The sequence below is a fragment of the Corynebacterium mustelae genome (genome assembly GCF_001020985.1).
Classification (GTDB): Bacteria; Actinomycetota; Actinomycetes; order Mycobacteriales; family Mycobacteriaceae; genus Corynebacterium; species Corynebacterium mustelae.
This window is the reverse complement of the sequence record NZ_CP011542.1, coordinates 3264996-3287110: the sequence shown is the minus strand read 5'-3', so window position 1 is coordinate 3287110 and position 22115 is coordinate 3264996. Positions and strand designations below refer to the sequence as shown.

The window sequence follows — 22115 nt, the reverse complement described above, 5'->3', positions numbered from 1 at the left end:
CAATCGCGCCGATGGAAACAGATTATTCAAGCGTCGATCTTCCGAACCCACCCAGCGGGCCTGCTGAGCCGCCGATGACTCGTGCTAGGTATTCGCAACAGCGGGATCGGTATGATTCTGGGCGGCGGGCTTACGACGAGTATCGGCAGCCTCCCCACGACAATGAAGCAGAACAAGGCGTACTAGGCGCGATGCTGCTTAGTCCCAACACCGTTGTTGATATCATCGAGTCGCTTTCGCCGGAAGATTTTTTCCGACCAGCGCACCAGCTTATCTATACGGCGATTATTGATCTGTTTTCCGATAATAAGGAAATCGATACGGTAATCGTTGCTGGTCGTCTTGATCGCAATAATGATCTGGAGCGAGTGGGTGGAGCCCCATACCTCCACACCCTTATTTCCTCTGTACCTACTGCGGCAAACGCTCGATATTACGCCGAGATTGTGGCGGAGAAAGCCATTTTACGCCGACTAGTCGACGCTGGTACCCGCGTTGTGCAACTGGGCTATGAAGGCACTGAAGGTGCCGAACTAGATGCTGTAATCGACATGGCGCAGCAACAAGTTTTTGCCATTGCCCAAAAGAACACCGCCGAAGACTATGCGGTACTGCGGGATTTGATTCAACCGACCATGGATGAATTAGACGCTATTGCGCTTCACGGCGGATTAGCGCAGGGAGTACCAACTGGATTTCAAGACCTTGATAACTTAACCAATGGTTTGCACGGCGGGCAAATGATTATCGTTGCTGCTCGTCCCGGTGTTGGTAAGTCAACCTTGGCATTAGATTTCGTCCGCTCGTGTTCGATCGTCCATAACAAAGCGGCGGTAATTTTCTCTTTGGAAATGTCGAAAAGCGAAATAGTCATGCGCATGCTGTCGGCGGAAACCGACATAAAGCTTTCTGACATGCGAGCCGGTCGACTCACCGACGAAGACTGGGCGAAACTCGCCACTAGAGTCGGGCAGATTGAACAAGCACCCATTTTTATTGATGACTCGGCGAATCTCACCATGATGGAGATTCGCTCCAAGGCGCGCAAGCTGAAGCAGAAACACGACCTGTCCATGATCGTGGTGGACTATTTGCAACTGATGAGTTCTGGTAAAAAGACTGAATCGCGCCAACAGGAAGTCTCGGAATTCTCCCGCCAATTAAAGCTATTGGCTAAAGAACTCGATGTGCCATTGATCGCTATTTCACAGCTCAACCGTGGCCCGGAATCGCGTACTGATAAACGACCTCAGATTGCTGACCTTCGTGAATCCGGCTCCCTGGAGCAGGACGCAGATATGGTTATGCTGTTGTACCGGCCCGATAGTCAAGATAAAGACGACACCCGTGCTGGTGAAGCGGATATCATTTTGGCGAAACACCGCGGCGGGCCTATCGATACTGTGCAGGTTGCTCATCAGTTGCACTTCTCCCGCTTCAAAGACATGGCACGGCAACTATAAAAGCTATGTACCTGGCTGTGGTCGTGGAACTATGGCTTTCACGGATTGCTTAAGTGATAAAAACACCAGGTGATCGATAGGATAGATCCGGCACAAATTTTTTTACTACACCTGTAACCTTTCGCTCTTAAATGTCACTACTAAGTAGAAGCCATTGTAAAACGCGAAAGGAGTAACAGCGATGATAGCTCACACTGTTGCGGCAGCTTTGACCGCAGCCATGCAATTTTTAAGCTCAGTTACGGGGGCAACCCCCGTAGCACCCGCTCATGCATCCTCGGGGATTGTATCTTTACCCCGGGACCTCAACCAGCTGTCCTCTCTATCCTCACCTTCGACCTTCATTCCACCTATGCCAGATGCCCCTAAAGCTATTTCACTAGGAACCAAGTTGCCTAAGGGAGCAACTTTGGTAACCGAAGCACAACTCAAAAAAATTCGCACTGGAACGTGGGTTGCAGTCAAGGAACCTCGAACAACGAAAATCGAATTTCGTGAGTTCGTTTCGAAGCGTCCTGCCGAGCTGGGGTACCTCACGGAAGAATTCAAACCAGGGGCTGTCCCGGCAGATCTTCAGGAGTTTTACGGTGGTGCCACCTGCAATCACCGCACTCAAGGGCTGTGGTTTGAAGGCAGCGTGCTCAAAACTACCCAGGCAGGGGTTTCCACCCTGATGGCATGTTCGCCTCAGCAAGATGCACAGGATGCAGAAGCATTGTCCTTCATCGAATCAAACCCCAAGGTTTATCTAGATGCAGCAGGTCACCTGTATTTACTCCGATCGGATGGGGTTGCATCGGAGTGGAAGCGCCCTTAGTCGATACTTTTGCCTCGTTGTTCTGGCAGGAGCAACGAGGCAAAGGTCGCGCAAATAAAAGTTGCGCCGAATAGGCTAAATAGGGCCGACGTTCCACCGACACTAATGAGCGGTGGAACGATCAGCGGTGCCATGATCGAGGCAATACGCCCGAAACCAGCCGCAGCCCCAGTTCCACGGCCTCTGATTTCGGTCGGGTAAAGCTCTGGTGAAATGGCGTAAAGCGCACCCCAGGCACCTAAATTGAAAAATGATAAAAGGCAACCAGCGACTATGATCGTTGCTTCTGATCCGGCGAAGCCGTAGCCTGCGGCGGCTAGGGCTGAGCCGACCAAGAATGTTGCTAGGGTTGCGCGCCTACCCCACACTTCAATCAACCACGCCGCTACCGCGTAGCCTGGTAATTGTGCAAGCGTGATAATAAGTGTGAACTGGAAGCTTTTAACCAGCGAAAAACCGTCGGCAACCAATAATGATGGAATCCAAATGAAGGCGCCGTAGTATCCCAAGTTCATACAGAACCAAATTATCCACAGGATAGCTGTTCGGCGACGAAAAGATTTAGACCACAGTGATACTGCTGAGTCCATGCTGTCGTTAGGAGGTGGCGTGGACGTGGTGGCGTTAAGCGCAGAAAGTTGTTTCACAGAAAGTTCTGATTCAAAACCAGCCACTATCTTTTCCGCTTCCGCATGGCGTCCTTTTGCTTCTAAAAAACGAACAGATTCGGGCAGTTTTAGCCGAACGAACAGTGCATATAGTGCAGGAACGCACCCTAAGGCTAATGCCCAACGCCAACCATCGTGACCGGTTGTGACAACAAAACGGCCAATGATAGCTGCCATAATCCAGCCCAGTGCCCAGAACGCTTCTAAGGCGACCACCATGCGTCCCCGAATCGCCCGTGGCGAAAATTCTGAGATAAGTGTTGACGCAACAGGCAGTTCTGCACCCAAACCCAAACCAACAATAAAACGCAGCACCATCAAGGTAGCCAGACCACCTGCTAGCGCGGATGCGCCGGTGGCGAGACCGTAGACCAACAGTGTGGCGGCGAAGATTTGACGTCGACCGAATTTATCGGCCAATAATCCGCCGAAGGTTGCCCCCACAGCCATTCCGACAAAACCAATAGCAGCCAGCCACGATGTTTCAGTAGGGCTAAGCCCCCAATGTGTTACGAGGGCAGCCATGATAAAGGAGATCAAACCCACATCCATCGCATCCAGCGCCCAACCAACACCGGAACCAACAAGCATTCGTTTATGTTTTCCGGTTAAAGGCAACCGATCCAGGCGCTGGTTGCGGCTAAGTTCGATTCCCGAGTTGGTGTTCATGGTCGATAATCCTCTCGTTTATTGAACGGGCTATGCGGCCTTGCTTGTGGTGCACATGATAAGCAGTGAGCCAACGGATGAGCTAATGCTGAATCATATGGGGGTGTAAAATTTACACTAACTATGGCGGTAGGGCGGAACATCGCAGACATTTCTGCGATTAACCAGCACTTACGGTAGAGTGATGCTTTTACTTAGCGGGGGTGCTCGATTGGAAAGTCTTGAGGCGAAGTGAATTGGAAACCACGAAAACTGAAGAAAATGCCATTGCAGCACCAGCCAGCATTGGATTAAGAAGCCCCCAGGCCGCCACGGGAATCAACACAACATTGTAAGCGAAAGCCCAAAATAAATTACCTTTAATTATCGAAAGGGTGCGGCGCGACAGCCGAATAGCATCAACAGCGCCCTGTGGATCGTTATGCATGAGGGTAATATCCGATGCTTCGATAGCCACATCAGTTCCCGCGCCCATAGCGATACCTAAATCCGCCTGAGCTAATGCTGCAGCGTCGTTGATACCATCACCTACCATGGCTACTACTTCACCACGTTGTTGCAGCTGAGAAATAGCTTCGACCTTGCCTTCGGGAAGGACGCCCGCGATCACATTGTCGGGAGTAATCCCAACCTGACTAGCTACTTGTGCGGCGGCACCAGCATTATCTCCAGTTAGGACAATCGGGGTCAGCCCTAACTTCTTCATCTGATCAATCGCTGCGGCGCTACCCGGTTTTGGCTGATCGGTTATAGCTATTATTCCGGCGAGGTTATCGTCGATTCGCACGGCTACGGCTGTAGCTCCCTGCGCCTCAGAATCGGCGAATATAGTACGGACGTCCTCCGGTGCGTCGTTGTCAAGCTTGCCGACGCTAACCCGATTACCCGCAACGGTGCCGGTGACCCCAACACCAGGCTCATTCCTAAAATCGGAGACCGCAACCACCGTGAGGTTCTTCTCCTCAGCAGCTGCCACAATCGCTTGGGCTATGGGGTGCTCTGATGCCTTTTCTACCGCCGCCGCAGCTTCTACTACTGTGGTCTCCGAAAAACCAGGTAGTGCATGGACATCGGCAACCTTCATAATTCCGGTGGTTAACGTGCCCGTTTTATCTAACACAATAGTGGTTATCTTCCGGGTGCTTTCCAGCACTTCGGGTCCATTGATCAATAACCCTAGTTGGGCGCCACGACCAGTACCCACCAGTAACGCGGTTGGCGTCGCCAAGCCTAATGCGCACGGGCAGGCAATGATAAGCACAGCGACTGCGGCAGTAAATGAGTCTGTCACGTCATTGCCCAACACCCATAACTGAACCATGAGGGTGATAGCAGCGATAACGATCACTGCGGGGACGAAGAACTGTGAGATCTGATCAGCAAGCTTTTGCACTGGAGCTTTTCTAGCTTGGGCGTCGCTTACTAGCTTGCCCAATTGGGCCAACGTGGTATCCGCACCTACCCGGGTTGCACGTACAACCAATCGACCCGACATATTAATGGTCGCGCCAGTAACAGTGTCATCAACACCGATCTCCACCGGCACCGATTCACCAGTGAGCATTGATTCATCAACAGCGGAATGCCCAGAAACAACCACACCGTCCGTCGCAATCTTCTCACCAGGTCGAACTACAAAAATGTCACCCACCTGTAACTGTGAGATCGGTACACGTTGCTCCTTTGGATGCGTATCCGTGTCTACAAGCACAACCGCCTCTGCGGCTCCCAAGTTGAGCAGGGTACGTAAGGCCTCCGAGCTCCGCCCTTTTGCGCGAGTCTCGAACCATCGACCCAGCAACAAAAACACCGTAACCATTGCGACCGATTCCAAGTAAATCTGATCGGATCCGTGATGTGAATGCGCGGAAAAGCTCATATGCATCCGCATTGAGTTCGCCCCGGCATCGCCGAAGAAGAGTGCCCACACACTCCATGTATAAGCGGCACCGGTACCCAACGAAATCAAGGTATCCATGGTGAAGGAACCATGCTTGAGATTCGTCCACGCAGCAGAATGGAAGGGTTTGCCGCCATAAAAGAAAACTGGGCTTGTAAGAGCGAAGCACAACCATTGCCAATTATCGAACTGCAGCTGGTGCACCATGGAAAGAAGAAAGACTGGTGCAGCAAGGACCGCAGAAATGATTAACCGCTTGCGTAGATCCGCAGCATGGGCGGCTCGTTGTAATTCTGGGTCGGGTACCTGTTGCTGAGGAGCCTGGAGCGCTGTATGTGAATCGTCGAGAAAAGAAGAATTCCCGGGATCCCCCATGATTTCGAAGGCATCAAAACCCGCATCGCGGATCACCTGGATGATCTGCTCGGAGTTTACCTGCTCTGGGTCGTAGGATACCGCTGCTGTTTCGGTAGCGAAATTAACGGTTGCGGAAACACCGGCGACTTTATTGAGCTTTCGTTGCACCCGCCCTGAACATGAAGTACACGTCATTCCGGTAACTCCGAAAGTGCCCTTAAGTGGATGCGCCGGTGTTTTAGTGCTCATGGCTAGCTGACTTTACAAACAACCTCTCGCAAATTCAATAGCGCAGAGTTTCCACGCCGCCGAAACTGGTAGTGACCATGGCCAATTGATTATTGCTGGAGGGCGAAACCGGCTTCCGTTACAGCTGCGGAGACGCTGGAATCAGAAAAATCTTCACCAGTGACTGTGACCCGGCCTGATTCTAAATCAACGTTAACGTCCTGTACGCCAGGGATCTCACTAATTTCCTCAGTGACGGACATCACGCAGTGCTGGCAAGTCATTCCGTTAACAACATAGTTCTTTATCATGGTGCTTTTAGGATCCTTTCCATGTTTATATATCCACGGCCACGATCAAAACAGGCGACCGGTTTTAAACGTAGTGCGAACCTGCCGTAAAAGCGATCTGCCAGAATAAAAAATGACGAACAACACACAATGGGAATAAGGTGGGAGACGGTGTTGTTGTAAGTAAAACCACGAACAAACGTGTTTTAGTAATGTAGTTAGGAGAAAATCACCATGGCTTTGATTGATGTAACCAAAGATAACTTTGAGGCGACCGTAACCCAACCGGGCTTAACCATCGTTGATTGTTGGTCGCCTACTTGTGGGCCATGTATGCGGTTCATGCCAGTTTTTGAAAAGGCAGCCGAAGAGAATCCAGATGTCACCTTTGCAAAGCTCAATACTGCTGAGCAACCAGAATTGGGGATGGCACTGCAGATTATGGCGGTACCAACCATTATGGCTTTCCGTGACGGTATTCCACTCTATCGCAATACGGGTGCGTTACCAGCGAAAGCTTTTGATGATCTCATCAGCCAAGCGCGTGCGCTTGATATGGACGAGGTACGCCGTCAAATGGCTGCCCAAGAAAATCAAGAATAACACCACACAGTAAGGGTGCATAAAGGTAATCGGTGACAATCGCTTATGCGTGTCACCGATTACCTTTTATCCGTTAACACCCTTCGATAATTTTTGCTTGGACTTTAAAACACGCCAGCCAACCAGCTACATGGTTTAAGCAACGGCTATGCCATCTATGTACTGGGAATCCTCAACACATGCGCTTGAGAAGCTTTGGATAAATTCGGACGTTCGATGGTCGTCTTTTCGTGGCTTGAAAAATCCAGAGGCAATGCTCCATTCGTAAACGGACACATCCAGCGGATATTTCGATAACATTCCGCTAACATTGTGCTGTTCTATCCATTGGACGGCAGATTTCTTAGACGAAAAAATAGCTGACGGAAAACTGGCGCGTTCCCCCTGGAAAACCCAGACAAAATCAGTTTCACTCATAACCTCTCCGCGGCAAAGGCACTCCATCCGAAAACTGCGGTTGGAGATAGTTAGTCAAAATGCCAACCAATATCGTAGCAAGCGACTATATTCACTTTCTGCGTTCTGTCGTGTCAATGAAGCCCATAATTGATGTTGCTACCACCGGGATAAAAATGCACACCAAAACAGATATTGTGGCAATAATTGTGCTTAAAGCTGGGGCTCCGTAAACACTTGCTAGGTTAATTGCGCTGAAAGATGCAGATAAAAGAAGAATGCAGACTGGGATGATAGCTCGTGCTGTGACGTGAGTGTTCGCGCGGCGAAAGATCGTGGCGGCCGTGGCAATGCCCCACGCCAAAAGCAGGATGAGTTCCAGTGCAAGTGCTACCGCACTAAAATAAAAGACAGTCAGAAAGCTTGTGGCATCGTAGGGAGTTAGGCCACCAGGCCCGTAATGGATTATCACCGAGTCGGGTAGCCTATCCCAGTGCAGGACTATAAAAAGAAAAACTAGTGTGTGAATGCTAAGTGCGGAAAAAAATCAGGCCAATCTGAACAGTATTGTGTTTGAGTTTGTTCACTTGTTCTCCTGATTAGAGCGATCGGAGTGTGAAATCACAACGTTAGAGCTTAGTAGCACAACTTAAGTTCTGCGTGGATATCCGGACAGGTAGGCACCGCTGCGGTAATACATTGTTTGTAGATTTATCACACAGTATGCGGATAAGAAGATAATGCGTGGGTGTTTAGGTTGCCTGATACAAGTGGTGTGTAAAGCGTTCCTGGGTTTTTGTGTGGTGTGAAATAAAATCGTCCGAGATGCGTAGCACAAAAGCCAAAATTGGATTGGCGAGGAGTTTTTATTTAAAATTTACGATAATTCTTGTCATATCATATCTGCTTTTTTGTTAATGCTTAGGGTTTGCTCACCCCGTTACTAAGGCCAGATCGTTAGAATGGTAAGTGCTTTCGTCCTGAGTGGTTTATGCCTGGGCTGTGCCATTCTTGCGGCATCACACGTGATACGTATGTGTAAGGCTGGGCCTTATGAGGTAAGGAATTGCGTTGGGGCGAAATAGTGTTGGGATTGTTGCTGCAATCCTGGCCGGGTTAATGAGACTTATAGAAGAAAGCGAAGGTCTAACCACTATGTCGAAGAATCCGTTTATCAAAGGCTGGAAGTACCTCACAGCATCGGTAGATCACGCTATCGACGAGAATGCTGACCCTAAAGTTCAAATTAACCAGGCGGTTCAGGCGGCAAAGAAGCAGCATCAAGAAATTTCCCAGCAGGCTGCGGCAGTGATTGGTAATAAAAACCAACTGGAGATGAAACTGGATCGGCTAGTTAAAGAGCAGGCGGGTTTGCAGGAAAAGGCTCGCCAGGCAATTCAGCTTGCAGATAAAGCAACTGCCGATGGTGATCAAGTAAAATCCCAAGAGTTCACCTCCACCGCAGAAATCTACGCCACCCAATTGGTTAGTGTGGAACAGCAGCTGGAGGAAACGAAGGCACTGCATGCCCAGGCGACGCAGAATGCCGAAGCTGCCAAAACCCAGGTTCAGCAATCTGAGGCGCGGTTAACTCAGCAGTTGGCGGAAGCGGAGCAGCTGTTACGGCAGGCTAATCAAGCTCAAATGCAGGAAACCGCAACTAAGGCTATGGATGAAATGGCCGAGATTGATCCAGATCGAAATGTTCCAACCTTAGATGATGTTCGAGCGAAAATTGAATCTCGCTACGCTAATGCATTAGGCGCTCAGGAATTGATGGAGAATTCTATGGGCGAGCGGATGACTGAGATCGAAATGTCCGGCACTGATATGAAGGCCTCCGCCCGGCTTGAGGAGATCCGGGCACAGATGCGTGGCGATAATATCTTGGAACAAAAGCAGGAACCAGCTGGCGAGTTGCAAGCGGCAGCGCCGGAGGCGGATAAAGCGTCGCAAAGCGAAACCGTAACCCAAAGTTCGGAGGATTTGGACGCAACAGACGCCGTCGAGACAGCCGACGATTTAATCGAAGAGTCCGCAACCCCGAACTCTGACGCAGACTATATCGAAGCCGAAGATGCTGATGTCGTGGAAGATGATGTCACCAACGGTAAGGCAAGCAGCTAGCCACGGTGGAAAAGTTCGTCGCATGCACATATCTTTAAGCTGCGCACTTGTGCGATCTCGGGTGTAGTTGACAATTGCGACTGTAAGAGAAAACCGCCGGTAACCAATAATCGCCATGGTTACCGGCGGTTTTGTGTTTGTTGCTAATCGAATTGATTATTGACAAGAATACCCCGGATTCCGGAGTGGAAACCATCACGCAAATTCACGCGTTGGGTTTCGGTCAATGTGTATTCATGGAGAGTTTCGCAGGCGAATTGCAGTAACGGGCGGTCAATTTCCGGGGGAAGGCCACCGCCAGAAAGTAGGTGTGCAGAATCGCGTTGTTCCGCGGTAGCTGCGTTCTCATACCACCAGATGGCATATTGTTGCCCCACGTCGAACGGCGTGAGGAAGCCTGCGGAGGTCCAAACTTCATTGGGGAGCGGAACGTAGCGTGACCGCAGTTTGCGGCGCGGTGCCATCATTGATGGATTTGGTGCGGGCCGTTTAGCGGGCGCATCGGCTGGTGATGGGCGGGAGGTGGCAGATTGTGCCAGATTCTGGTCAGCGCCGGGATTGGTTGCTCGTGCAGTGCCATTTGTCGTGGTGGTCACGGAAATGCGGTCTGTTTGTTGATAAGAATGACCGTCTTTGGTGACTTCCTCAATCGCCGTGCTACTTACTTCGATGGTGCTTATCGACGATTGCTCGGCCTGTTGCAGCTGAGGTTGCTCTTCGGACTCAGTGTCAGATTGTGGTTCAGATTGTGCGCGCCGGGGGTTAGGGGAAGGGCGTGGCGGTTCCATCTCATGATCATCATCGCAAAACGCTGGCTCACCTGGTCGAATTCGGCGAACCGGGCTGGAAGATTGGGTCTTTGATTGCTCATGGCACTCGACTGTTGTAGCCAGTTCTGCAGATACAATTTCTGAACAGGTTTCAGCTGCCTTTTCCTCGGCATCGCAGGGGCTATCGTCGGGGCAGTCGTCATCATCGTGCAGCCGCACGCTTGGCGGCAATGGTCCTTCTAGCACCTGAAGCTGCATACAGTCTTCAAAGTCTTCCCGTGGGTCGAGGATTACCGTGGAGTCGCAGGCGTGGCGTAGTGCCGATGACATGGAATCCCACCCGAAGCCGTAAAGATGTACACGGATGCCGTGGTTAACTGCCTCCTGGACGCCGGGGATCATATCAGCATCACCAGATACCAAAACGATGTCGGTAACTTCGCGACGCACCGAGCTAAGCACCATGTCGGCGACAAGCCTGGTATCTACTGCCTTTTGGGTACGGCGTTCACCCCATTCGATGAGGGTGCCGGCCCGTAGTTGAACTCCGTCACAGGTACGCAGAGCCCGTTGATAGCGGTGTGGTCCGGTTTCTGGGATTCCGTCATACCAGTATTGGCGGTGAACTGGCTGGTGAAGCTGGTTTTGGACCATTGATCCAAGTACCCGAACTACTTCGGGTAAATCAATTTCTAATTGCGCTCGTGCCCCAATTTCCCACGAATTGTAGAAACTCGCAAGCAGATAAGAGGTGTCGACGTAAATTTGTGTGCGTTCAAGCATGGCTCCTGGTTTAACTTTCGCTACTAATTTTCTAAATAAGTTACTTAAACCAAGCATGCCTTATTGCGTCGCGTAAGTCGATACGCGATTGAAATATGCAGGTAAATGGGGTGACGGTGACATTTACTTTTCCCTTGACTGAAATTTCTTGGTTGCAATGGGTTGACGTTATCCCGCCAGTGGTTATATGGTTAGTTACATCAGTAACCAACCGATGAGGTTTGTTTAGCTGATGGGTTCGGTTGAAATGAGGAGACTTTCCAGAAAATGGATGACGCAACAGCACCATTGTTTCGGCAAATTGCAACACTGGTGGAAGATGCCATCGTTGATGGATCGCTAAAAGCTGGAGAACGTGCGCCTAGCACCAATGAATTAGCAGTCTTTCACTCAATCAACCCGGCTACCGCTCGAAAGGGTCTGACAATTTTGGTGGAAGCCGGGGTTCTAGAAAAACGAAGGGGATTAGGAATGTTTGTAACCGAAGCTGCGCACGACATCATTATCAGCCGCCGCAGGGAAGACTTTGCTGCTGCTTATCTAGCACCACTTATCGACGAAGCCGTCAAATTGGATGTCAGTCGAGCTGATCTACACACCCTTATCGACCGCGTCGCCGAAAGCCGTGGTTTGTACAGCTAAACCATCTATATCTGTCAATCAAGAACTTAGGGGAACAAGATGCCGACTGCTTTGATTAACGCCAATAACCTTTCCGTGGCCTACAGCAAGGGCGAAAACGTTTTATCCGACCTAAATTTCACCATCCCAACCGGGCCGGAAATTTTGGGGCTTATCGGAGCCAATGGTGCCGGAAAAACCACATTGCTGAGGGTTATCGCAGGACAATTAGCCTTTAGCGGGGAGTGTTTAGTCGGTAGTGCTTCACCGTTTGATAATCAGCACCACATGGATCACACGATCCTTACGGGGATTGATTCACCGTTTCCTGGCGATTGGCGCGTAAAACACATCTTTAAAGCCGGAGGCTATCGGTGGGTCACGTGGGACCAGGACGCCGCGGAAACCTTAGCCCTTCGCTTCGGTGTCGGCGTCGACAAGCGGTATCGGGAGTTATCTCGTGGCCAACGCTCCGCTGTGGGGATTATCGTTGCGCTCGCTTCCGGCTGTTCGCTGGTACTGCTTGACGAGCCGTACCTGGGGCTAGACGTCAGTAAACGCGGTGAGTTCTACCGAGTACTTACCGAATATGCGGAGATCGGGGACCGTACCTTTATTATCTCCACCCACCACCTGAACGAAATATCGGCGCTGCTTGATCGCGTCATGCTTATTGACGCCGGACGGGTCGTCCTCAATGGTGTCATCGATGACCTCATGGAACAGGTCTTAGAAATTACCGGAACAACCGAAGCTGTCGATCGCCTTATTAGTCAACTAGGGGTTACAGGGGCCGTGCGGCACCGCAGCGACCAGTCAGGGGCGACGAAACTCGTTCTCGACCTGCGGCAATTTCCAAAGTTTGTCGACGAGCTATACACCTGCGCCGGCCATCTCAATGTTCGGGTTGCCGAATGCACCCTGGAAAAGGCAGTGCTAGCGATTACCGAACCGCAATACAAAGAGCTGACTTAGGAGTGAAACCATGACTAAAGTTGCGCACCCGATCCAGCTGTTTTTTCGCCTTGCTTTTCGACGCCGGGACGTATTGGCGTTTGTGTTGCTATGGTTTGTTGCTGCGGTACTGACTGACCCGGAATTCAACCGGTTCGTCACCGTTATTTATGCATACATTACCGTGCTTTTCTCAAGTTACTTCTTCCCCAGTAAAAGCGTCTATGTCAGCTACGGGCTCGGCGCACGAACCTATGTGGCGCACATGGTGACAAAAACTGTTTGTGTGATGACATTATGGACAGCGGTATGGTTGCCTATTCACGTTTTCTTTGTTATCCCTGGAAGATATGTCCCAAGTTGGATTTTTGTAGCTGCAATCGCCTGCCTGACACAAATCGGATACGGACTTTCGGTACTTCTCGGAAGAAACCGTTGGCGACAACTAGCTAAAACAGACATCGACTTGCAAAAACAAGGGCCGCGAATACGAAAAATCCTGGAGTTCTACCTACCAGGTGAATCACGTCTTACTCAGAAAAACCTGGCAAACTCCGTTATCTACGTATTGCATCTACACATAACCATTGTGATTGGTTTGCTGATAGTGCTGATGCTGACTGGGTCGTTATTGCTCTTTAAATTCTATCCCGCACAACATGAACAGGCGTTCTTTAGCGGCTTTATCGGAATGGTCGTCGTCTACCCTGTTGTTGCGCACCTGGTAGCAAGTCAGCAGGACACGCTCTTTACCTGGCTGCAATTTGGACAAACGCGAAAGTCCTGGGCTCAGGCAACAGTACTGGCTAACCTCATGTTTCCGATAGTGGCAACAATCATTTTCGGTGCGGGCATTGCTTGGTTATCGGGAAACGGCTTGATGCAGCAAACATTGACCGAACAACAGAAAGTAATCAGATTGATGTACGTAGCAATCGTGATTGCTTGGCTAACAGTCCCGTTACGTTATGTAGTGGCCAACTTCAGCCTTAGCCAACCCAAAAGCTGGCTAACCCCAGTGCTTCTCATCGCGATATACGTGGTTCTTGGTGTGCTTGCCGGCACTGGAATCGTCACCGGCGTTGGTCAAGTCGCGCTGGCCATGGCTATATATGCGCTGTGGGCGTGGTATCTCATGCGGGATGTTCGAAATCTCCAAGCAAGCCGAAAGGAACGGGAAAAGACTTGGCTGGGTGTTTCCTAATAACAAGAAAACACTCTGACGCATTATGAAGCCGTCCCCGTTGCGCACATTTGAATAAACGGCTCAGTGCGCAGCGGGGACTTAACAAAAATATAGCATTAACCTGCGGATTTGTTTTGTTCCGCGTTAATGTGTAACTTTATATGAGTCGCCGCGACCGACACTGCCCCTCACAAAGTGAGAGAATGGCAGGAGGAAAACAAGCGGGACGAACAGGAATTACTTTTACAAATCTCTTCAAAGAAGAGTTTGTTAGGTCTGTTCATGTTGTTTGAGAACTCAATAGTGTGCCAATGTACTTTTGTTTTTTTGGTTGTTTTCTTGTTGTTTTTTGTTGTGGCTTTTGGTTGTGGCTGGCAAGTGTGGCTTGCTTGTTAAATGACTAGCTGTGCAGAAGATGATGGGTTGATGGCTTGTTGTTTTTTGTTGGTTTCTTTGCTTATGTTGTGATTCCCGTCCAACGTGGTGAGGGGACTGTTTTTGATGACTGTGTGTCCTGCTTTGTGTGGGGTGTGTGGTTGTTGTTTTTTTAATGATCAATTTTTTGATGGCGGTTGGTTTTGGCTGATCGTTGTTTTTTGTTGGTTGTTTGTTTTTTGCTGGTTTTGGGCTTTTCGCAGAGCCGTGCAGGAATTGTTTTTGTTCTTGTTTTTTGTGGAGAGTTTGATCCTGGCTCAGGACGAACGCTGGCGGCGTGCTTAACACATGCAAGTCGAACGGAAAGGCCCTGCTTGCGGGGTGCTCGAGTGGCGAACGGGTGAGTAACACGTGGGTGATCTGCCTCGTACTTCGGGATAAGCTTGGGAAACTGGGTCTAATACCGGATAGGACCATCATTTAGTGTTGGTGGTGGAAAGTTTTTTCGGTGCGAGATGAGCCCGCGGCCTATCAGCTTGTTGGTGGGGTAATGGCCTACCAAGGCGTCGACGGGTAGCCGGCCTGAGAGGGTGGACGGCCACATTGGGACTGAGATACGGCCCAGACTCCTACGGGAGGCAGCAGTGGGGAATATTGCACAATGGGCGCAAGCCTGATGCAGCGACGCCGCGTGGGGGATGACGGCCTTCGGGTTGTAAACCTCTTTCGGTAGGGACGAAGCCTTTTTAAGGTGACGGTACCTGTAGAAGAAGCACCGGCTAACTACGTGCCAGCAGCCGCGGTAATACGTAGGGTGCGAGCGTTGTCCGGAATTACTGGGCGTAAAGAGCTCGTAGGTGGTTTGTTGCGTCGTCTGTGAAATACCGGGGCTTAACTTCGGGGTTGCAGGCGATACGGGCATAACTGGAGTGCTGTAGGGGAGACTGGAATTCCTGGTGTAGCGGTGGAATGCGCAGATATCAGGAGGAACACCGATGGCGAAGGCAGGTCTCTGGGCAGTAACTGACGCTGAGGAGCGAAAGCATGGGGAGCGAACAGGATTAGATACCCTGGTAGTCCATGCTGTAAACGGTGGGCGCTAGGTGTAGGGGTCTTCCACGATTTCTGTGCCGTAGCTAACGCATTAAGCGCCCCGCCTGGGGAGTACGGCCGCAAGGCTAAAACTCAAAGGAATTGACGGGGGCCCGCACAAGCGGCGGAGCATGTGGATTAATTCGATGCAACGCGAAGAACCTTACCTGGGCTTGACATACACCAGATCGGCGTAGAGATACGTTTTCCCTTTTGTGGTTGGTGTACAGGTGGTGCATGGTTGTCGTCAGCTCGTGTCGTGAGATGTTGGGTTAAGTCCCGCAACGAGCGCAACCCTTGTCTTATGTTGCCAGCACGTGGTGGTGGGGACTCATGAGAGACTGCCGGGGTTAACTCGGAGGAAGGTGGGGATGACGTCAAATCATCATGCCCCTTACGTCCAGGGCTTCACACATGCTACAATGGTCGGTACAACGCGTTGCGAGCCTGTGAGGGTGAGCGAATCGCTGAAAGTCGGCCTCAGTTCGGATTGGGGTCTGCAACTCGACCCCATGAAGTCGGAGTCGCTAGTAATCGCAGATCAGCAACGCTGCGGTGAATACGTTCCCGGGCCTTGTACACACCGCCCGTCACGTCATGAAAGTTGGTAACACCCGAAGCCCATGGCCTAACCCCTTTTTGGGGAGGGAGTGGTCGAAGGTGGGATTGGCGATTGGGACGAAGTCGTAACAAGGTAGCCGTACCGGAAGGTGCGGCTGGATCACCTCCTTTCTAAGGAGCATGTTTTTTTGGCCACGTGTTGTGGTTGTGGTGCTCGTTTTGTGAGTATTTTTGTTTAATCCAGGTGGAGCATAACCGCCCCTGTTGTGTGGTGCATGCGTTGTGTGTGTGCTGGGTGGGGGTTGTCATGATGAGAAGCAGCGGTATAGAAGATGACTGTGTAGAGAAACTTTTGTGTGTTGGTGTGCTGTTGGGTGTCTGGGATGACGTGTGTTGTTCCGTGTGGTGCCTGTGGTCTGGTGCTGCCTGTGTGGGTGGTGGCAGGTTGCAGGTTGTGTTGTGTGAGAACTGTATAGTGGACGCGAGCATTGTGCCCATGCATGTTTGTGTGTGGGTGTGGTGTGTTTTTTCTTTTTTGTGTTTTAGTGTTTTTTGTTTGGTTCATTTGTGTGTTGTTGTGTAAGGGCGCACGGTGGATGCCTTGGCATGCTAAGCCGATGAAGGACGTGGAAGGCTGCGATATGCCTCGGGGAGTTGCCAATCGAGCGTTGATCCGAGGGTGTCCGAATGGGGAAACCTGGCCATGGTTATGTGTGGTCACCCATCAGTGAATGTATAGCTGGTGTGGGGGTTGACGCGGGGAAGTGAAACATCTCAGTACCCGTAGGAGGAGAAAACAATATGTGATTCTGCTAGTAGTGGCGAGCGAACGTGGAGGAGGCTAAACCGTATGCATGTGATACTTGACAGGGGTTGTGTGTGCGGGGTTGTGGGGCCTGACTTATAAGACGGCTGTTGACGTTTTGCTGTGCGTGTGTGTGTAAGCGGAAGTGGTGTGGAATCGCCTACCGGAGAGGGTGAGAGTCCTGTACGTGAATGCATGTGTGCGTGTGGTTGGTTGGGTGCCCGAGTAGCAGCGGGCTCGTGGAATCTGCTGTGAATCTGCCGGGACCACCCGGTAAGCCTAAATACTTAGTGTGACCGATAGCGGATTAAGTACCGTGAGGGAATGGTGAAAAGTACCCCGGGAGGGGAGTGAAAGAGTACCTGAAACCGTGTGCCTACAATCCGTCAGAGCCCTCTCTTTTTTGTGTGGGGTGATGGCGTGCCTTTTGAAGAATGAGCCTGCGAGTCAACGGCATGTCGCGAGGTTAACCCGTGTGTGGGGTAGTCGTAGCGAAAGCGAATCCTAATGAGGGTGTGTTGAGTGGCATGTCTTGGACCCGAAGCGGGGTGATCTACCCATGGCCAGTGTGAAGCAGCAGTAAGATGCTGTGGAGGCGCGAACCCACTTAGGTTGAAAACTGAGGGGATGAGCTGTGGGTAGGGGTGAAAGGCCAATCAAACTCCGTGATAGCTGGTTCTCCCCGAAATGCATTTAGGTGCAGCGTTGTGTGTTTCTTCCTGGAGGTAGAGCTACTGGTTGGTTGAGCGGGACTACAATCTTAGCAATGTCAGCCAAACTCCGAATGCCGGTGAAGTGTAAGCATGGCAGTGAGACTGCGGGGGATAAGCTCCGTTGGTCGAGAGGGAAACAGCCCAGATCGCCGGTTAAGGCCCCTAAGAGTGTACTAAGTGGGAAAGGATGTGGGATCGCGAAGACAGCCAGGAGGTTGGCTTAGAAGCAGCCATCCTTGAAAGAGTGCGTAATAGCTCACTGGTCGAGTGGTTCTGCGCCGACAATGTAGCGGGGCTCAAGTACACCGCCGAAGCCGCGGCAACCATCATATGTTTTTTGTGTGTGGTGGTTGGGTAGGGGAGCGTCGTGCACAGCTGTGAAGCATCTGGGTGACCGTGGTGTGGAGTGTGTGCGAGTGAGAATGCAGGCATGAGTAACGAATGATATGTGAGAAACATATCCGCCGGATGACTAAGGGTTCCTGGGTCAAGCTAATCTTCCCAGGGTGAGTCGGGACCTAAGGCGAGGCCGACAGGCGTAGTCGATGGATAACCAGTTGATATTCTGGTACCCGTATACATGCGCCCCTAATGAATCCATGGTACTAACCACCCATTTGTGGGATGAGACTGTGTTTTTCATGGTGTTGTTTCATGGTGCGTGGGACCTTCGTGGGTAGTAGTTAAACGATGGGGTGACGCAGGAAGGTAGCCGAGCCACTTATTGGATTGTGGTGTAAGCGTGTGGCCCGTAGGATAGGTAAATCCGTTCTACATGTTGGGTGAGGCGTGATGCGTACCCACGTATGTGTGGGGATGTTGGTGATCCTATGCTGCCGAGAAAAGCCTCTAGTGAGTGTGTATATGGCCCGTACCCATAACCGACACAGGTGGTCAGGTAGAGAATACTAAGGCGTTCGGGTGAACTGTGGTTAAGGAACTCGGCAAAATGCCCCCGTAACTTCGGGAGAAGGGGGACCACTGCTGGTGACAGACTGATGTGAGCTGGTGGTGGTCGCAGAGAAGAGAGGGAAGCGACTGTTTATTAAAAACACAGGTCCGTGCGAAAACGTGGAAGTTGATGTATACGGACTGACGCCTGCCCGGTGCTGGAAGGTTAAGAGGACCTGTTAGTAACACTTTGTGTTGCGAAGCGGAGAATTTAAGCCCCAGTAAACGGCGGTGGTAACTATAACCATCCTAAGGTAGCGAAATTCCTTGTCGGGTAAGTTCCGACCTGCACGAATGGCGTAACGACTTCCCTGCTGTCTCAACCACAGGCCCGGTGAAATTGCACTACGAGTAAAGATGCTCGTTACGCGCGGCAGGACGAAAAGACCCCGGGACCTTCACTATAGCTTGGTATTGGTGTTTGGTTCGGTTTGTGTAGCATAGGTGGGAGACTACGAACCCGGCACGCCAGTGCCGGTGGAGTCATCAAGTGAAATACCACTCTGATCGGATTGAGCACCTTAACCTTGGCCCATGATCTGGGTTGGGGACAGTGCCTGGTGGGTAGTTTAACTGGGGCGGTTGCCTCCTAAAACGTAACGGAGGCGCCCAAAGGTTCCCTCAGCCTGGTTGGCAATCAGGTGTGAGAGTGTAAGTGCACAAGGGAGCTTGACTGTGAGAGTGACAACTCAAGCAGGTACGAAAGTAGGGACTAGTGATCCGGCACCTACATGTGGAAGTGGTGTCGCTCAACGGATAAAAGGTACCCCGGGGATAACAGGCTGATCTTCCCCAAGAGTCCATATCGACGGGATGGTTTGGCACCTCGATGTCGGCTCGTCGCATCCTGGGGCTGGAGTAGGTCCCAAGGGTTGGGCTGTTCGCCCATTAAAGCGGCACGCGAGCTGGGTTTAGAACGTCGTGAGACAGTTCGGTCTCTATCCGCCGCGCGCGTAGAAACTTGAAGAAAGCTGTCCCTAGTACGAGAGGACCGGGACGGACGTACCTCTAGTGTGCCAGTTGTCACGCCAGTGGCACAGCTGGTTAGCTACGTACGGAAAGGATAACCGCTGAAAGCATCTAAGCGGGAAGCCTGTTCTAAGATGAGGTTTCACTATGAGGTGCCCGGAAGACTACCGGGTCGATAGGCCAGAACTGCACGCATAGTAATATGCTCAGGTGACTGGTACTAATACACCCACAAACACCACCCAAAAACCAACCAAAACAAACACAAAAACCGCGTCCACTACACAGTATCTGACACAACACCACCACAAAACAAAAACAACAATAATAATAATGATCGTGTCGGTGGCAATAGCGTCGGGGACACGCCCGGACCCATCCCGAACCCGGAAGCTAAGCCCGACAGCGCTGATGGTACTGCAAACGGAAGTTTGTGGGAGAGTAAGACACCGCCGACCACAAAAACTCAACAAACAAACCCCCACCCAACACAGGTGGGGGTTAAAACATACCCAAACAAAAACAAACATCTTTACGACAGTGCTTCGGCTCTGTCGTAAAGATGTTTTTCCATTTCACAAATAATCAAGCAAGGCTTTTGGCGGATTGCCAAAAGCCTTCTAGTCGTCGTTAAGAAAAATCTATACCGCGTACTTCAATTGGGTGATTTGGTGCAGCTATTTCTACCTTCGTTATGGTGGCGTTGCGAACTACTTCAGGTAGCGGGATGCGGATCGTACCAAGGGTGTAAGACCCGTTCTCGATAGCATTGGCACGGTTTCGTAGTGCGGCGTGCTTAGGATCGAGCGGTATTGGGATAGCTTCACCGGTGTTCAATGTGAGTGTGATAGTTACCACGTTGTCGGTGTCATAGGAACCGGATGGGGACAAATGAATAGCCATGGTTTTCGCCTGGGCAACATTTACCTCAACTTGGGATTCTTGGGTCTGCGTCACTCCAGTGAGTACCTGCACGACTCCTCTTTCTGGTTCGGTGCAGGCGTCGGGCAGCTTTATAGGGTTCATGGGATCTGCATGGTGACATACCTGTCCGAGCTGTTGCGCGCTGATGCGGTAAGTGGCGTTAGGCGTCGCAGCTAACCATCGGGCATCCACCCCAGCGAGAGCTTCTGGTAGCTGGTCACTGTTTATCACGGGAAGTGTAGTTTTAGCACCCAGCAAAGTCGCATCAAACCATTCAACGGCGGATTCAGTAAGGATTCGTTCATGGGCGGCGGCATCAGGGCAGTCGATTTCTTCGCATCCGATTCGCTCATCTTTGGCGCCACGGTTGATTAGCATGTGTCCAAGACCTGGTGCTTGAGCGACAAGAGCCGGCTGTGTGCGCTCCTGATCTAAGTAGTGGCCGATCCAGAGATTTGCTGAGGGCCCAACATCTATGTCTGCATCTCCTATAAGCGAAAAATAGGGGATATCTGCTGGTGCTGGCGAAATTTCGGCGATGTCGAATGTGTCATATGCTGGTCCATAGGTGTAGACAGAACGTAGTTTTCCTTCACCAAAAAGCTCGATTGCAGAATCCACGAAGGCACCTGAACGTGAATGCGCAAACAAGCCGATAGTGTCACGGTTGATTTTTTCTGCTGGGAGCTTTTCGACGAGCGCACCAACCGCTTGTTTCCACATCTGTTTTTGGCTGTAGGGACTTTCCACATCCCCGCCAGAGAAAATTCCACCTAGATCAGGGATGACGGTGGCGTAGCCGTGTTCGGCGAGAGCTTCACCGAGATAGATCATTCCGTGGTCATAGCGGTGTTCAGTTTCGCCGTTAGGGCAAGGAAAAGCAAACGTGTGTTCACCGCAGTTAGGCGCGCGTAAGTGGCTAAGCACGATCAACGGTGCAGGTTTTTCAGTTGTGGGGGTGATTAGGATGCCTCGAATGGGCGCGCTGTAGCCGTTATCCGTTGTATTTCCTAAGTCCAGTTGGGTGATCTGGGCTGTTCCTGCTGCATTTACAGTTGTGGATTCAGGTTCCAAAGGACGGTCTGCTGGTGCGTGAGGGCCATCTGGTTCCGGGATAGATTCTTCTGCTGTTGAGGTTGGTTCGGCAGGGATTTCGGAGGCGCAAGCGCTCAACGAAAGTGCGGAAAGCACCAGCGCAGTAGTCAGTCGAAGAGGAAATAAGGTCATTCCACAAGTGTAGGGAATGATTTTAAGTAGAAAGGGCTGGTGGCGCCTGAAGTGTGATATTTTCCGTAGCCGTAACGGTTTTCTGCACCGTTAGGGTATTGAATTAATTTCGATCTATGGTTTTGGGCTGTATATCTAGTTTAGAATGATGGTGTTTTCACCTGCTCTCGTAAGAACAAGGAAAGTTAAGGATGACCTCTACAGATTTCGGACTACCTGCAGACGGGTATCAGGCGGCAACGGAAATAGCCAACCAAGCATTTTCGTTAGGTGTCATTGACTTGCAACAACTTGATTCTACGTTGGCTCAGGTTGCTGCTGCTTCTACTTCCCATGATGCTCTTGCAGTGGTGGCACCGCTGCAGCCACGGTTAGCTGCTCTTGTACCGAATAATCCGGTGCCTAAGAATCAGTACGGGGTGCAAAATTCACAACCAACTAGTCTTGTTGCTACAGCGTTAAGCGTGCCGTTTTATCTTATGGCTGGGGTTACCGCTCTCAACGTCGTGATTTGGTTGATCGTGAGTGCCACATCTGGTTTTGTTTATTTTTGGCCAATTTGGTTGTGTATTCCATTGTTTATCTTCTTCATGCTGCATGTAGCAGGCAAGAAGATGTCTGCAACTGAGCTTGACGGTACGAATAGACGGCAGTTGGGGAGCTAGG

Annotated in this window: 13 protein-coding genes, 3 rRNA genes and 2 pseudogenes; 11 read left to right on the top strand and 7 right to left on the bottom strand. The window is 51.0% G+C overall.

Annotated features, from left to right (window positions below; all coding sequences use genetic code 11):
* The first annotated feature begins 74 nt into the window (after positions 1-74).
* Positions 75-1463: a replicative DNA helicase gene (gene dnaB / locus CMUST_RS14735; RefSeq protein ID WP_407922013.1), complete on the top strand. Its 1389-nt coding sequence runs from the start codon at positions 75-77 to the stop codon at positions 1461-1463.
* 181 nt (positions 1464-1644) lie between these two features.
* Positions 1645-2280 (top strand): META domain-containing protein, encoded by a 636-nt coding sequence (locus tag CMUST_RS14730; protein ID WP_052844817.1) that lies wholly within the window; start codon positions 1645-1647, stop codon positions 2278-2280.
* On the opposite strand, the gene CMUST_RS14725 is transcribed toward CMUST_RS14730, so the two are convergent.
* The 3 genes from CMUST_RS14725 to CMUST_RS14715 all read right to left on the bottom strand — a co-directional run bounded on the left by CMUST_RS14725 (position 2277) and on the right by CMUST_RS14715 (position 6413).
* Positions 2277-3617, bottom strand: coding sequence for an MFS transporter (locus CMUST_RS14725; RefSeq protein ID WP_047263143.1), 1341 nt, complete (start codon positions 3615-3617; stop codon positions 2277-2279). The genes CMUST_RS14730 and CMUST_RS14725 overlap by 4 nt on opposite strands.
* 190 nt (positions 3618-3807) lie before the next feature.
* Positions 3808-6123, bottom strand: coding sequence for a heavy metal translocating P-type ATPase (locus tag CMUST_RS14720; RefSeq protein ID WP_047263142.1), 2316 nt, complete (start codon positions 6121-6123; stop codon positions 3808-3810).
* Between the two features lie 89 nt (positions 6124-6212).
* A complete protein-coding gene (locus CMUST_RS14715) occupies positions 6213-6413 on the bottom strand; it encodes a heavy-metal-associated domain-containing protein (protein WP_047263141.1) in 201 nt (66 codons plus the stop codon).
* Positions 6414-6626: 213 nt separating this feature from the next.
* On the opposite strand from CMUST_RS14715, the gene CMUST_RS14710 reads away from it, so the two are divergent.
* Positions 6627-6995: a thioredoxin family protein gene (locus CMUST_RS14710; RefSeq protein ID WP_047263140.1), complete on the top strand. Its 369-nt coding sequence runs from the start codon at positions 6627-6629 to the stop codon at positions 6993-6995.
* A 135-nt stretch (positions 6996-7130) separates the two neighbouring features.
* Here the strand turns inward: CMUST_RS14710 and CMUST_RS14705 are convergent, their stop codons facing one another.
* Complete coding sequence (locus tag CMUST_RS14705; RefSeq protein WP_047263139.1) at positions 7131-7412, bottom strand: DUF7710 domain-containing protein; 282 nt, start codon at positions 7410-7412, stop codon at positions 7131-7133.
* Positions 7413-8546: 1134 nt separating this feature from the next.
* Between CMUST_RS14705 and CMUST_RS14695 the strand changes: the two genes are divergently transcribed.
* Positions 8547-9518 (top strand): PspA/IM30 family protein, encoded by a 972-nt coding sequence (locus CMUST_RS14695; RefSeq protein ID WP_047263709.1) that lies wholly within the window; start codon positions 8547-8549, stop codon positions 9516-9518.
* Between the two features lie 143 nt (positions 9519-9661).
* On the opposite strand, the pseudogene CMUST_RS17250 reads toward CMUST_RS14695, so the two are convergent.
* Positions 9662-10024: pseudogene (locus CMUST_RS17250) on the bottom strand (NYN domain-containing protein); the annotation flags it as partial.
* Between the two features lie 470 nt (positions 10025-10494).
* Positions 10495-11071, bottom strand: a pseudogene (locus CMUST_RS17245) (NYN domain-containing protein); the annotation flags it as partial.
* A 267-nt stretch (positions 11072-11338) separates the two neighbouring features.
* On the opposite strand from CMUST_RS17245, the gene CMUST_RS14685 reads away from it, so the two are divergent.
* The 6 genes from CMUST_RS14685 to rrf all read left to right on the top strand — a co-directional run bounded on the left by CMUST_RS14685 (position 11339) and on the right by rrf (position 19756).
* Complete coding sequence (locus tag CMUST_RS14685; RefSeq protein ID WP_047263136.1) at positions 11339-11713, top strand: GntR family transcriptional regulator; 375 nt, start codon at positions 11339-11341, stop codon at positions 11711-11713.
* Positions 11714-11752: 39 nt separating this feature from the next.
* Positions 11753-12667, top strand: a complete 915-nt coding sequence (locus CMUST_RS14680; protein ID WP_047263135.1) for an AAA family ATPase — start codon at positions 11753-11755, stop codon at positions 12665-12667.
* Positions 12668-12677: 10 nt separating this feature from the next.
* Positions 12678-13850: a hypothetical protein gene (locus tag CMUST_RS14675; protein ID WP_047263134.1), complete on the top strand. Its 1173-nt coding sequence runs from the start codon at positions 12678-12680 to the stop codon at positions 13848-13850.
* Positions 13851-14501: 651 nt separating this feature from the next.
* A 16S ribosomal RNA gene (locus CMUST_RS14670) occupies positions 14502-16031 on the top strand.
* A 398-nt stretch (positions 16032-16429) separates the two neighbouring features.
* Positions 16430-19542, top strand: a 23S ribosomal RNA gene (locus tag CMUST_RS14660).
* 97 nt (positions 19543-19639) lie between these two features.
* A 5S ribosomal RNA gene (gene rrf / locus CMUST_RS14655) occupies positions 19640-19756 on the top strand.
* Together the 16S, 23S and 5S rRNA genes form the textbook arrangement of a ribosomal RNA operon.
* Before the next feature lie 172 nt (positions 19757-19928).
* Here rrf and CMUST_RS14650 read toward each other — a convergent pair.
* Positions 19929-21449 carry an alpha/beta hydrolase gene (locus tag CMUST_RS14650; protein WP_047263133.1) on the bottom strand — a complete coding sequence of 507 codons (1521 nt, stop codon included), beginning with the start codon at positions 21447-21449 and terminating at the stop codon, positions 19929-19931.
* A 191-nt stretch (positions 21450-21640) separates the two neighbouring features.
* Between CMUST_RS14650 and CMUST_RS14645 the strand changes: the two genes are divergently transcribed.
* Positions 21641-22114 (top strand): hypothetical protein, encoded by a 474-nt coding sequence (locus CMUST_RS14645; protein ID WP_047263132.1) that lies wholly within the window; start codon positions 21641-21643, stop codon positions 22112-22114.
* Position 22115: the final 1 nt, after the last annotated feature.

What these genes read in the sequence shown, in the direction of transcription:
- dnaB (WP_407922013.1), top strand. Translation starts at nt 75, where the DNA reads ATGACTCGTGCTAGGTATTCGCAACAGCGGGATCGGTATGATTCTGGG.
- CMUST_RS14730 (WP_052844817.1), top strand. Translation starts at nt 1,645, where the DNA reads ATGATAGCTCACACTGTTGCGGCAGCTTTGACCGCAGCCATGCAATTT.
- CMUST_RS14725 (WP_047263143.1), bottom strand. Translation starts at nt 3,617, where the DNA reads ATGAACACCAACTCGGGAATCGAACTTAGCCGCAACCAGCGCCTGGAT.
- CMUST_RS14720 (WP_047263142.1), bottom strand. Translation starts at nt 6,123, where the DNA reads ATGAGCACTAAAACACCGGCGCATCCACTTAAGGGCACTTTCGGAGTT.
- CMUST_RS14715 (WP_047263141.1), bottom strand. Translation starts at nt 6,413, where the DNA reads ATGATAAAGAACTATGTTGTTAACGGAATGACTTGCCAGCACTGCGTG.
- CMUST_RS14710 (WP_047263140.1), top strand. Translation starts at nt 6,627, where the DNA reads ATGGCTTTGATTGATGTAACCAAAGATAACTTTGAGGCGACCGTAACC.
- CMUST_RS14705 (WP_047263139.1), bottom strand. Translation starts at nt 7,412, where the DNA reads ATGAGTGAAACTGATTTTGTCTGGGTTTTCCAGGGGGAACGCGCCAGT.
- CMUST_RS14695 (WP_047263709.1), top strand. Translation starts at nt 8,547, where the DNA reads ATGTCGAAGAATCCGTTTATCAAAGGCTGGAAGTACCTCACAGCATCG.
- CMUST_RS14685 (WP_047263136.1), top strand. Translation starts at nt 11,339, where the DNA reads ATGGATGACGCAACAGCACCATTGTTTCGGCAAATTGCAACACTGGTG.
- CMUST_RS14680 (WP_047263135.1), top strand. Translation starts at nt 11,753, where the DNA reads ATGCCGACTGCTTTGATTAACGCCAATAACCTTTCCGTGGCCTACAGC.
- CMUST_RS14675 (WP_047263134.1), top strand. Translation starts at nt 12,678, where the DNA reads ATGACTAAAGTTGCGCACCCGATCCAGCTGTTTTTTCGCCTTGCTTTT.
- CMUST_RS14650 (WP_047263133.1), bottom strand. Translation starts at nt 21,449, where the DNA reads ATGACCTTATTTCCTCTTCGACTGACTACTGCGCTGGTGCTTTCCGCA.
- CMUST_RS14645 (WP_047263132.1), top strand. Translation starts at nt 21,641, where the DNA reads ATGACCTCTACAGATTTCGGACTACCTGCAGACGGGTATCAGGCGGCA.